Source organism: Chryseobacterium antibioticum, assembly GCF_012927325.1.
Lineage (GTDB): Bacteria > Bacteroidota > Bacteroidia > Flavobacteriales > Weeksellaceae > Chryseobacterium > Chryseobacterium antibioticum.
In genome coordinates this window covers 301,696-315,108 of the sequence record NZ_JABBGI010000001.1, presented here as the reverse complement: position 1 = coordinate 315,108, position 13,413 = coordinate 301,696, and the positions used below count along the sequence as shown (strand labels likewise).

Sequence of the window (13,413 nt, the reverse complement as noted above, 5' to 3'; positions counted from 1 at the left end):
CCTGTTCCCATTCCGAACACAGAAGTTAAGCCCACCAGCGCCGATGGTACTGCGAAAGCGGGAGAGTAGGCCGCCGCCAGTTTTTATTAAAAAGTCTCATACATGTATTTGTATGAGACTTTTTTTTATTTATACCCCAAACCAAGGGAATAGGGAATAGGGAATAGGGAATGAAGAATAGGTAGTAAGCAATAGAATAGGGCCTAACCAAAAAGCATTGATCATTCATCGCGGATCATTTATCTTTCATAAGCAATAAGCAATAAGCAATAAGCAATAAGCAATAAGCAATAAGCATCAATTCTCATACAGTCATGTGTGGGATTTTTTTGGTTGACACCCATGAACATAATGACTACAACGCTGATTGATACTAATTGCTTACTGTAAAAACTATTCTGCTATTATAAGTTGCTGCAGGAATGGTTACAGAAACTCCACTTACCTGATACTGTATATTGATCCCGGTATAAGATGTAACGGATAGAATAGTTGATATTCTAAATAATTCAACGGCAGTTAGAGGTACAGTAATATAGGTAGTTCCTCCCGATATACTGCATCCTACACATAGAGTGGAGCCGTTGCTGGTTCGCTTAGCTGATAAAATTAAAGAGCTGTTCCATGTCGGATTAGCTTCATAATGTACATAAACTTTTACACTTCCAAGTAATGCTGGCAAGCCAACATTAATACTAGCTTGGTTAGTCGGACTGGCATAAGTTCCGGTATAGTTATTTCCAGCTTCTGTAATGGCTGTAATAGTCGCATTCCAGTTGGTAACTGGAACGGTTACAGATTGCGCTTTACTGTGATAACTGAACACGATAAAAAGGGCAAGACAGATATACTTTACAGAAAATATTTTATGGTGAATAATAAAGTCAGTATGTTTCATTTCTTTTTTATTTATTCGGTAATAGTATAGGTTATAACAACAGGTGTATTGGTTCGGGAGGAAAGATTGGCATAAGTATTTACGACAAGGCTAATCGTTAGTCTATGACCATTATTAGTTCCATTTCCCGTAAAAGCTCCACCTATCCCGGTTATGATATTTGCTGCTGTTGTAGACAGGGTAACCAACCCTGATGATGTGCCTAATGTTCCACCACCGGCACCAGAGGCTGCAGCTGCTTGTACTTTTATATCAACACCTGGAATAACCTGATTGACAGAGGCTGTAATTCTTCTCGTAAGACCTCCCGAAGGAATAGCCGAAGTATAATTCACCCATTTTGTTGTATTGGCAGCAGGAGCCGTTAAAGCCTGCCCGGCTTCAGTAGGAGCCGTAAAATTCAACGTAAAAGTGCCTGCAGGTTCGATATCTATTAGGGTTACTACAGGAAGCGTGACAGCAATAGTACTCTGTGAGAATATCGGGCTAGTCATCAGACAAAAAATTATACATACTATAGGTTCTTCCAGTTTCATTTTTTCTTTTTTACTTCGTTGTATCCTACTTTTATCATTTCCTGCTGGTATTTCATTTCACTCTGTTGCTTTACAATGTGAATAGTTATGTTCTGTGTTTCCGATGGTTTAAGACTGCATTGAAAAGAGTCCATTGCTATTTTATATCTTTTGTCAAGACCGTTCCTGTAAAGTTTAACTTTCCATTCTCCCGGTCGCAAATAAGTGAAGTCAAAACTTTCACCGATAAATGCTATTTTACGGTAAGTCTGTTCACCATTTGATGCCTCTATAATAATACTTTGTTTTTTGTTTTTTTCAGTTTTAAGCTGATATTGGGCAAAACGGTATTGGTCTTTATCTTCATTTTCAGAAAGTTGAATACTTCCCTTGATTGTAGATGCTGTGGTTAATCCAAAATTGAAAGTATTTTCTTTGTTGGCTAGATGTAAAGATGCCGGTAAAGAAACATCTGTTATATCATTGATATCAGCTGTAGATCGGTCTATCTCCAGAAAATAGTCTCCGGGAACAATGTTTTTAAACATGTAATTTCCATCTTTGTCGGTAATAGATAAATGACTGCCCAGCATTAATTTGATCCCTTCTGTTTTTTTTACACCCAGATTATTGATATTTCCTGACAGAGAAGTATATTCTGCTGTTTTTTGGACAGGCACATTAAGCCGAAGTGTATAGCGTAAAGAAAATATAAAATCTTTATTGCCCAGCTCGCCACGTTGCAAAGAGTATCTGCCTGACACATCAAGTTCACTGCCCCGAAATAATTGCTGATGAAATAGAACTTCAAAAAGATTCCGGTCTCTGAAATATTCCTCAGGCATATAATTATTCTGATAAAAAAGACTTAGGCTTGTCTTGTCAGAAAACCTGCTGAAGATTCTTGCTCCATAATAAACCTGCTTCTCATTCTGCATCTGATATCTTGAAGTAATAGCATAGCTTGCATAAATACTGAAAGAGGTCTTAAATTTCTCAAAAGATATATTGGTGGTATAGAAACTGGAATTTCCATTAAATCCACTCAGATAGTTATTTGTTTTCCCAAACTGCCCCTGCAGGTTCACCACAAACTTTCCGATCTGCTGATCGACACTCACTTTAAAATATTGCTCATAATAATCAAACTGTTTGGGTTCCAAACGATCCTGGTATTTTTGAAAGCCATTATAGAAGGTGATAAAGCCGCTCGGAATATACTTGTACTGTATTCCATACTGCAGAAACCTTCTGTAGGGTGCTGCATAAAATAAAGTGTCCCTTTGAAAATTTCTTGCATCCTGGGTATAATTACCAAATACATTCAGCTTTTTAGAGATCCTGTACTGTAGATTTCCATTAAATGTGCTGGTATTGGTAAAATAGCCGGCAAATTTAGGACTCGCTCTCATATACATTAGATTTCCGTTGAACCTTTCAAAAGTGGCTTGAGCTTGCGCCATATAGGCTGTTCCCTCCATTTGCTCAGTTTTACTGTAGGCAGCTTCTCCCGAAAGGACGATATTTTTAGAGATCTTGAATTTTCCTGCAGTGTACGGAAGGTGAGCTTCAGAGTCTAATCTGATATTTCCGAAGTTCATTTCTCCTTTTCTGGGAACTTTATAAAGATATCCTGCTGTGATTTCTGACTCTTTACGGATCTTGAATGTTGAATACACATTGAATTCATCTTTGATATCCCGGAAAAACCGGGGATGGTTATAAAATCCACCTACACTGAATCTTTTAAAATCGTAACGAACCTCTGCCCCCCGGCCATATCTTGCAAATTCAGTTAAGTAAGAAGCAGAATATGTTTTATCTCCAAGATGAACGAAAAAGTTATCTCTTTTGTAATTAACGAAGTACTCTTCATACTGAGTAAAAGAATTGAATTCAACAGGATTGGCAGTTACTGCATGAAACTCAATCTGGTTTTTATTTTCTTTATCTAAACTTCCCTTACCATATATTTCCCCCTGAAATCCATTCTGGTAAATTCCCATATTTTGCATTCCTATAAAAGATAATGAGGCGGAAACGGGAAGCCTGTGATAAATATCCTCTTCTACCGGCTTTACCGATATAATTTTTACACTTACGTAAGCCACTTGATTTTCCTTTGGATTATCCAGAGAATAAACGGATAAGTTGAGATTTTGAAATTCATTTTGACTGAGCTCTGCATTGGTGACTTTGTAGATACCGATCACTTTTGATTCGTTAGGGGCCAATGTTATAGAAGCATCATGATCTACCACTGCGTTTTTGCTTTCCAGGATCAGTTTTTCTGTAACATTTCCACTGTTTTTTAAAAGAAACGAAGCCCGAATCGTTTCTCCGGCTCTGATAAATTCCGGTGAATTTAATGAGGTGAGACTAAGTTTACGGCTTCCGGAAATCGTGACCTGTGAAGTTTTTGTAAAATAAGTTCCATCATAGCGGTTTGTTCCGTTCAGGATGACTGAATAGACACCCTGTCCTGCTTCTGCTGCAATACGGATCGGAACAATATACACGGTTTTTTCGTACGCAGTGATCTTAAATTCTGCTTTTTCTAAAATAGGTTTGAGAAACGGGCTTGAAGCGGTAATGGTGAGATCATAGGTTTTGTCTTCAGCCGACGTGTTTTCTAATGAAAAGGAAATAGAAGTAGACATTCCCGGCATTAGACTATCTTTTTTACTGGGCAATTGACTGGACTGCTGTTGAGAAAAAATAAGTACCGGGAATAGTGATAATAGGACGATATATAAAATCCAAGTTTTAATCATTCTTTACTTCTAATTCCACATTGAGCGCAAAGGCATTTTCGTCTTCATCGGTGGCTATAATGACAGCCTTGTATTGAGCTGGCGGAACTTTGCTGATGTCAATATGAAATGATTTGGAGGTCTGTGGTAATAATCCCATGGCAATGCTCGTGTAACTTCCGAGACGCTCTCCGGTTTTACGGTTGTAGATTTCAATAGTTGCTGTTGGTTTACAGTAAAGGTTACCGTTGTTGGCTATCGCAATTTTTGCTATCTGTTTTCCCTCTTCCTTTTCTATTTTTACACTTTCAAATTTAAGGTCCGACTTTGCTTTTTCCGGTTCATAATCGGTAATCACCTGAATGGCATAACGCACCACAGAAGTGATATTTACGCCGGCTTTATCATTGCTGGGTTTTATATCATCTACAGGTTCTACAATGATTACACTCCAATAGCTTCCCGGATTTACGGGCTGATTGGGAACTGTAATTTCATAGAATACTTCGGTTTTTTCCTTTCCCTTTAAGGTGATCAGATTCGTATTAAGCTTAATCCAGTCACCATTAGTTCTGCTGTTGGTGCGTATGGTGGTATAGCTTATAGAACCGTCCGCCTGATAAGTAAAATCCTGTAGAAATAATTTTACGTTTTGAGGTTTGTTGTCTGTATTTTCAATAGCAATTTTCCCTTTATATACCTTTCCATTTTCTACTTTGTAGGTATGGGTAAGGCCGTTTAGGACGACAATACCGGCATGCAGAAAGCTGACCTGCATCACCAGAAACATCAAAAGGAGAATACGCTTTATTATAATCATGTAAAGTTTGGAATTAAATCATTGACCATATAAAACCAGGAAGAAACTGACAGGCGGTTTCTTCTTGCTTTATTTTAAAATTGAGGTTGGTACTAGTTATCTGAAATTGTATACGTCACTGTAGCTACCGTAGTCGCTGTTGCCTGTAAATCTGCATACGCAGCTACTCCTCCAGGCCCGCTTCCTGCTGCCAGAGCATAGGTAAGATTGTGCCCGTTATTGGCTCCGTTTCCTGTATAAGCACTTCCGATCCCTGAAATAATGGTCTGGTCCGCAGCGCTCAGTGTGATCTGGGCTGCTGGTGTACCTAATGTACCATCACCACTGCCGGTAGCTGCTGCTGCCGTAACTTGGATATCAACTCCGGGAATAAGAGCATTTACTTTTACGGATACATTACGGGTAGGATCTGCCACAGATTTGATGGAAGAATAATTCAACCAAAGGGTATTGTTAGAAGCAGTCGCGGTAACTGGGTTACCTGCCTCTGTAGGTGCTGTAAATCCTAATGTGATGTTTTTCGTTGCTGAAGGTTCAATATCTACCAGTGCAACTTCAGGAATTGAAATAGTCACTGTGTGATTATCCGTGTTGGTGTCTTGTGCCTGTAAGCTACCGGAAAGTGCAGCGGCCATAAAACATACGGCAAGGCTAAATTTTAATTTTTTCATGATGTTAATTAATTAGTTAGGTGAATTTAATGAAAATAGACAAATAATGGTAATAAAATCTTATTTTTTAAATATTATTATATATTCTTTTATAGTATTACATTATGTGTTATGATATTTATATGCAAATTATGTAAAATTACCCTACTAAGCTATGATCGTAATCATAAGAAAAGCCTTACACAAATCGTGTAAGGCCGTGATTTTTTATGATGTATGGATTTATGCCCAGTGGGGATCTGAAATGGAAACTTTTCCGGTTTCTATTCTTCCTGCAAAATGCCAGATATGATCGTCAAAGACTACTTTTAAATCATACCAGCCCTTATTTTTGTTGAGATCAATTACCATTTTCTCTTCTGACTGGTGCAAAGAGACTGTCTTTTTATTTTTCTCGTACAGATTTTCCACAATAAGAGAGACATTTCCTTTTTGTTTTTTAAAAATCAGTTCCACCTCATTTTTGGAACCATTGCTAATTAGCTGTACTTCTATTTCAGGAGTGTTATTTCCACTAAATTTTCGGAAGAAGCCATTGGGTCCGAAAACTTCATAGTCATACTTTTCAGGATTCACGGTATGGAAAAGCTCTTGCTTTGAATATAATGCATATGAAAAATGATATTGACTGCTGTTAAATTGGGTCCTGTCATACATTAACAGAGGAACCCCGGCTTCTTTTAAATTCGTCATTTTAATCTTTCCGTTTTCCAGATTGACATGGAAATGATAGGGAAGCGCATTGGATGGTTTGATTCCTCTTTCCTGAATCTCAAGAAGACGATCGCTGATTTCATTTTCAGCATACCATTTCAAATTGGGGACAGGCTTGCTTTTGGCAGCATTGATGGTTTTCGCATAATCTTTCTGATCAAGATAATCCATTTGCGGAGCCTTTGTATTGGAAGCATTGAAAGATGAAGTCAGATCTCCACAGATCGCTCTTCTCCAGTCACTGATATTGTCAACCGTAACGTCTTTCTTATACTTTTTCTGTATGAATTTCTCAAGAAACTGCAGTACGGAAGTGTGATCCGAAACTTCAGAATTGACAAAACCTCCTTTCGTCCAGGGCGATGCGATGATCATCGGAACTCTATAGCCCAGACCAACGGTCCCTTCTATTCTCTCGTGATCTTTCAACGGGAGGACAGACATATATTCCTGGGATTGATCCACATATTCCACACCTTCTTTACCATTCAGATCTACAGGCTGGCTAGGATTAACAGGTGGGGCGAATGGAAGAACATGGTCAAAATAACCATCATTCTCATCATAATTGATCATAAAAATGGTTTTTTTCCAGGTCTCAGGATCTTTGGTCAGAATATTGAGAACTTCTGAAATATACCATGCTCCATACCACGGAGATCCCGGGTGGTCAGAAAAATGTTCAGGAGCCACGAGCCAGGAAACCAGCGGAAGTTTTTTCTCTTCTACATCTTTCCGGAACTGAAAAAGTACATCTCCTTTTGGTACGACCAGTTTTTCTCCATTTTCATCCTTTCCGATCTCCAGATTCCAGTAGTCGGGATCATTGATGTTTGTTGTAAAGGCTTTTTCATGAAGATTTTTTTCCAGCTGCGAAAGTTGGGCATAATGTTCAGGAGTATATTGAGTCTGATCTTCTTCAAGTTCAGCGATCAGCGTTTCAAACCTTTTCTTCTGATCCGGTTTTTTAGCCATTTCTTCCTTCAGGTAAGCGATGATCTTAGGGATATTTTCATGATACCCTTTTGAAAATTTGACATTGAATTTTGAAAACCATTCAATAGGATTATCTGTGAAATTACTTAACCATGCTTCCTGTTCACCAGACATTCCCTTCGGAAGACTGATCTCATTCTGATAGATCTTCCAAGAAACATTCTGTTCCTCTAAAATTTCAGGAAAGCTTTTCCAGTGGGCCTGTCTGGCTTTGTCGTAATCAATATTTTCATTGTAAACATTCGCTTTTACTTTGCCGTTCTGCTGCTCCCTTAGTGTTCCCGACCAATGGAAAAGTCTGTTGGGAGTTGTTCCGGTAAGGGAAGAACAAAAATATTGGTCAAATATCGTAAACGCATCCGCCAGCTGATAATAAAACGGAAGATCTTCCCGGTTATAATATCCTAGAGTAAGCGGAATATTTTTATAGTCTTTGTTTCCGGAGGCTTTAAACTGAAGCCACTGGTCATATTTTCTCTTATTTAAAGCTTTTTGCTGGTCAGACCATGAGTGCGGTAACGAACTCATCCATGTAGATTTAGTATTTCTGAGATCGAGTCTGGCAGGCGAAGCATATTTTCCGGAATCATCTTTTTGAAAGAAAACGGAATGTCCGTCCTGCTTCACAAAAGCTCTTTTGTCCAGAAATCCCCTTACGCCTTTTAGCGATCCGAAAGCATGATCAAAAGAACGGTTTTCCTGCATCAGGATTACCACATGTTCTGCATCATAAAAGGTGGAAAGTGCCGCAGGCTCTATAGCCAGTGCTTTTAAAATAGCTGGATGAAGAACGCTTGAAGTTCCCAGTCCGGCCATCAAAAGGCTTGATTTTTCTAAAAATTCTCTTCTGTTCATGATCAATCAAAATAAGAAATAAACCGCAAGTTAATTGGATTTTCCTGCGGTTTATCTGTTTTATATAAATATTTAGGTTCTTACTGAAGCCACCATGGTTTAGAATTGATATTGTCATTTCCTCCATACTGGGTGGCCAATGCAGCTTTTAGGTTGGTGTTATTGTAGTTGTATTCAGCCTGTGGATATCTGAATCTGAAGGGAGCAGGGACTCCATCTTTAAGCGGGTATTTTGGGAATCCTGTTCTAAGATAATCATAATAAGAGGTCCACTGACTCTGATGAAACATAGTCATATATTTTTGAGTCATAATTTTTTCCAAACGCGTTTCAGGCAGATCCGAATCATTGTAAATTACTAACGGAGACGCCAGATATTGATTCACATCAAATCCTGAAAAATATTGCCCCGGATTTTTTACATAGGTCTGATAAAAACTGAAACTAGCTTTAATTGCATTATCATAATGCGTTTTTGCTGATCCTGAGATCCATCCTCTTGCCGCAGCTTCTGCCAAAATAAATTCAAGTTCCGAATAGCTTAAGACGGATGAAGGCTCATTGGTCGCATCTTTATAAAAACGGTCGTTCACTTTAGAAATATTTTTTGCCGTGATCAAAGCCGCGTTGTCAGAATAAGAAGAATTGGGATCTCCTCCGTTGTATCCAGTAAAATCTGTAACTGGTTTTCCTGCTTCTTTCGCTGCTGTCGTCTGTGCTGCAAAAGTGAACAGACGCGGATCTTGCCTTACTTTAAATAAATTGATAAAATAATCGGCCATATATAAACTTGAGCCATAACCACTGTTGTTGAACATGGTATATCTGCTGTCTGCTGCATCGGCAAACTTAAGCTGTCCATTATCTGAAATGGAGGTCATTAAAGCCTGATTATTGGCAATAGAAGCAAATTCATGGGCTATATTATAGCTTCCCAATGTCGTTTTTTTAGACATACTGATTAAAACTTTCAGACGGAAAGAATTGATTAGTTTTTTCCATTTTGAAGCATCCCCACTGTAAATAATGTCGCCTTCAATTTTATCAGTGGTATTAATCAGATCATTGGCTTCTTTCAGTTCGGATAAAATTCCGGCCATCACCGTTTCCTGGCTGTCATATTTTGGCTGGGTAATTCCTGATTCACCTTTTACGGCTTCTGTGTAAGGAATGCTTCCGAATTTTAAATTTAAATTAAAGAAATAATAAGCTCTGTAGAATTTACCGATGGCAGCATAATTTTTATTGCTGATCTTCTCGGCTTCCTGCATCATTTTTCCTGTATTCAAAAGACCCGTGGTATATACATTGAAAGAGGCATCATTCCATTTCATGTACTGATATACGTTTTCACCATCTGTTCCTATCATCATTCTGGAAGCGTACATATTTTCGCCGTTTACCTGAAAAGCATCTTTTGAAACATAGGTCAGAAGAACTTTAGGATCTACGCTGGCCTGATCGTTGGGGTTTTCATTGATTTTGTCGAGATCAGATTCGCATGAAGCCAACAGCATGAGTCCTGCAAAAGCAGCCGATTTTATACTGAATCTTCTTAGCCATTTTGCCGTTGTACCATTCTGCGATTTCGCTATTATATTGATATTGTTTTTCATTGTTCAGGATACTTATTAATTAAAATTTAAGATTAAATCCGACTCCGATCCATCTGCTGGAAGGATCCTGGATGTCATTCACGTCTTTTGTGCCAATCTGGTAATCAGGATCAGAATACAAGTTTTTCGACTTTTTCCACATGGCCAGGTTATAAGCCGAAATATTGGCGGTGAAATTTTTGATCATTCCTTTCGGATTCAGGAGATAAGAGAAGTCATATTCCAGGACTACAGATCTCAGCTTGATAAACGTTCTGTCGAAAACATTTGCAAATAGCTCACTTTCATCTTCCGTTACCCTTGCCTGATAAGGATAGTTCTGTGCCCAGTCCTGGAAGCTGATCGGTTTCTTATGTGGAGTATACATTCCTGTAGTGGCGTTGTAATTGACACCGTCCGGTACGAAATAATAGGTTCCCGGATTCGAATATTCAAGATCTCGGTAAGCGGTTGAGTTGGGATGTTTTCCACCCCACCACATTTTTTCTACGACCTGGGATCTCATTACGCCACCTATGCTTCCGTCGATTCCGATATTCAAGGTGAACTTTTTATATTTGAAAGTGTTGTTGAAACCGAAAGTCCAGTCCGGATTAAAATGACCCAGATTACTTGGTGCATCTGCTCTTGTAGGCATTCCTGTTTTAGCATCCAGAATTACTTTTCCGTCTGGTGATTTCTTCCAGGTATAATCGTAAAAACTGTCCATTCTTTCACCGACCTTGATATTGTTGTAGTTCGATCTATTGTCATAGATAGAAGTCAGTTTCTGCTCATACGTGCTCCAGTTAATTAAAGATCTCCATGTGAAATTGGCTGTTTTTACAGGAACCAAGCCTAAAGAGATTTCCAAACCTTTCGTTGTGTATTCGTTGCCGTTCACATATTGAGAAGTGAATCCGGATGAAGGGGCAGTAGGGAATTCAAGAATATTATTATAGTCTAATGTTCTGAAATACGTCACATCCAGGGTCAGCCTGTTCTTAAATAATCCCGCACTTAATCCTAATTCATAAGAGTTGGTTTGTTCTGGTTTTAAAGAATTTTCAATGTTCAGGATCGTAGGGTAATTGAACATCGGGTTTCCGTTGAAAGTAGCTCCTTTATTATTAAAATAATAATTTCTGGTTGAATATGGTTTGAAGTCATAAGCTACCTTAGCCCACGAAGCTGAAAGTTTTAAAAGACTTACGGCTTCCGGCATTTTGACTAAATTTGAAATCACGGCACTTACCGACGCAGAAGGGTAGAAGTAAGACCTGTTGGCTTTTGGAAGTGTGGAAGACCAGTCGTTACGTCCGGATACATTGATGAAAAAGGCATCATACAATCCGATATCGATCGTTGAATACGCACTGTAGATCAACTTTTCTTTCAGATAATCATAATATTTTACAGCGCCTGTAGAATTTTCCAGAGAATACAGTTCAGGAATTTTCAGCCCGTCTGTTGAAGCATTGTCGATGTTATTTTTATAATAAAATGTGGAACCTCCGGCATTGATTGTGAAGTCAAAATTGTCAGAGAATTTTTTCTTGTAGGTCGCTAATACATCAGAGTTCAGGTTCCATGTTTTGGAGTCATTCAGAAGATAACCGCCGCTTCTTGGAGCGCTGTAGTTGAAATACGAATAAGGGCTTAGTATTTCCTGCTTGTTGTGATTTTCAACCATGGATATCTTACCTTTTACAGAGAAGTCTTCGGTTGCTTTATATTCCAGACCGGTTTGTGCGTTGATCACATTGGTTCTGTTTTTATTTTTATAATATTCGGATCCGAACCATGGATTGTTGTACCATGCATAATTCCAGTTGGCCTGTGCCGTCCCCTCTTTTCCTGGAACCCACATGTGGTTTTTAAGATCTCTTCCGTCTACATCTGCTCCCATCCAGATCAGAATGGTGTACATATGCCCACTCGGGTTGTAATCGTAGTTAGGAATATTGGGTGTAAAAGTTTGATTGAAATTGAATTTGGTGTCGAAAGTCAGTTTTTCTCCCAAATGGTTTTCAGAAGAGAAATTAACACCATAACGCTGCAGGTAAGAACCGGGAACTCTGTCATCATAATTCATGAAATTTCCGGAAAGCCTGTAAATGTCTTTATTGTTTTTATAGCTTACGGCGAAACTGTTATTGTTGATTACCGCAGGTTTTAAAAAGGTATCTAAATTATCATGATATCTCCAGTCAATCGGAACCCTTTCGTATCTTGATTTATCATTATACAGAGTTCCTGATACCGCACCATACCACGGAATCACCTGTCCTGTCATTTTATCCCTGATCGGGCTGTTCCATTGGGCAACTTTCAGTCCGGGAGTAAATTTTGGTCCCCAGATCATGTCACCGTCGTTCACACCGCCATCCGCTCCGTCCCAGAATTCGTACTTTCCGTGTGATCCGTTTCCGTATTCGGTTTGGGTTGTAGGAAGATTCGTAAATCCTGTTGTTACCATTGTATTTTGTGAAAACTCTACTGAGAAACCGTTCTTTTTAGCACTTTTCGTGGTGATCAGAACCGCTCCGTATCTTCCTCTTGAACCATATAGTGCAGAAGCCGTTGCACCTTTCAGAACGTTGATGTTGGCAATATTGTTAGGATCCAGATTCTGGAAAACTTCTTTTTCTACAATCACCCCGTCAATGACGAAGACCAGATTGGAATTTCCTCTCAAGGTAAACTGCGGGGCTTGCTGCATTCCCGTAGGGTTGGAAACGTTCAGACCGGCCACCTGTCCTGAGAATAAATTTCCTATACTTGGAGTGGTGATGGTTTCAAACTGTTTCGTTCCCACTTCCTGGGTAGAATAACCGATTTTTTCTTTCTTTTTGGCGATTCCCAAAGCCGTAATCACTACGCCTTCGATCTGTTTCTCATTCGCTTTTGTTAAGACAACAGAATATTGTCTTTTGGAAGAAACTTCCACCGTGTACATAGAGAAATCCGGAGCATAAAACTCAAGAGTATCTTTTGGGTTCGCTGAGATCGTAAAATTACCGCTTTCATCAGTTACCGTAGTTTTTCCGGTGTTTTTGTCGGTAATGCTTACTCCGGATACGCTGGAGCCGTTTTCGGATTTTACATTTCCGGAAATGTTAATTTCTTGAGCAGTAAGATAAAGGGGGAGTAAAAAAACAGCAAAAGTAGCTAAAGTCTTCTTCATTTTTTTTGAGGACAAATTTAGCGGTGTACTGTTACCTGAATTTTAATGTGGTATTAAAAGAAAAATACTATTTAATATTTTTTAACAGAAATATTTAACATAATAATAAAACTGAAAAGCGCTTATGTTTTAATATTTGCTTTTATTATACTGTATAATACGTCCTATAAAAGCACAGCTTTTCATTAAAAACCCTTGTCTTTCATCCTGAAAAAGAAAGGCTTCTGTTGATTTAGATGAAATGATTTTACTTTTTACTGAATGTTTTTTTAAACGCAAAGTTTGAGTATAATGCTGTTATATTTAGTAATGCAAAGTAAAGAATCAATTTAAATTGATTCGATGAAGCGTGCGGATAAAAAGTCAGCTTATTCAGTGGCGCAGCCACACCTCTTTGCTCATCTTAAAG

General features: G+C 38.6%; 8 protein-coding genes and 1 rRNA gene. 1 reads left to right on the top strand and 8 read right to left on the bottom strand.

Going from position 1 to position 13,413, the window contains the following annotated elements:
* A 5S ribosomal RNA gene (gene rrf / locus HHL23_RS01490) occupies window positions 1-82 on the top strand; the annotation flags it as partial.
* 291 nt (window positions 83-373) lie between these two features.
* On the opposite strand, the gene HHL23_RS01485 is transcribed toward rrf, so the two are convergent.
* From HHL23_RS01485 to HHL23_RS01450, 8 genes are all read right to left on the bottom strand, one after another.
* The gene (locus HHL23_RS01485) at window positions 374-898 is read right to left on the bottom strand and encodes a hypothetical protein (RefSeq protein WP_169233054.1); all 525 of its coding nucleotides are present in this window, start codon (window positions 896-898) and stop codon (window positions 374-376) included.
* 11 nt (window positions 899-909) lie between these two features.
* Entirely contained in the window at window positions 910-1,434 is a 525-nt protein-coding gene (locus tag HHL23_RS01480) for a hypothetical protein (protein ID WP_228464535.1), read from the bottom strand.
* Window positions 1,431-4,187, bottom strand: coding sequence for a COG1470 family protein (locus HHL23_RS01475; RefSeq protein WP_169233053.1), 2,757 nt, complete (start codon window positions 4,185-4,187; stop codon window positions 1,431-1,433). The genes HHL23_RS01480 and HHL23_RS01475 overlap by 4 nt, the downstream gene beginning before the upstream one ends.
* A complete protein-coding gene (locus HHL23_RS01470) occupies window positions 4,180-4,986 on the bottom strand; it encodes a WxL protein host-binding domain-containing protein (protein ID WP_194306267.1) in 807 nt (268 codons plus the stop codon). Before HHL23_RS01470 ends, HHL23_RS01475 begins: the two co-directional genes overlap by 8 nt.
* 92 nt (window positions 4,987-5,078) lie before the next feature.
* Window positions 5,079-5,657 carry a hypothetical protein gene (locus HHL23_RS01465; protein ID WP_169233052.1) on the bottom strand — a complete coding sequence of 193 codons (579 nt, stop codon included), beginning with the start codon at window positions 5,655-5,657 and terminating at the stop codon, window positions 5,079-5,081.
* Window positions 5,658-5,879: 222 nt separating this feature from the next.
* Window positions 5,880-8,222, bottom strand: a complete 2,343-nt coding sequence (locus tag HHL23_RS01460) for a phosphocholine-specific phospholipase C (protein ID WP_169233051.1) — start codon at window positions 8,220-8,222, stop codon at window positions 5,880-5,882.
* Window positions 8,223-8,302: 80 nt separating this feature from the next.
* On the bottom strand, window positions 8,303-9,838 hold the full coding sequence (locus tag HHL23_RS01455) for a SusD/RagB family nutrient-binding outer membrane lipoprotein (RefSeq protein ID WP_169233050.1): 1,536 nt from the start codon (window positions 9,836-9,838) through the stop codon (window positions 8,303-8,305).
* Window positions 9,839-9,857: 19 nt separating this feature from the next.
* A complete protein-coding gene (locus HHL23_RS01450; RefSeq protein ID WP_169233049.1) occupies window positions 9,858-13,004 on the bottom strand; it encodes a SusC/RagA family TonB-linked outer membrane protein in 3,147 nt (1,048 codons plus the stop codon).
* Window positions 13,005-13,413: the final 409 nt, after the last annotated feature.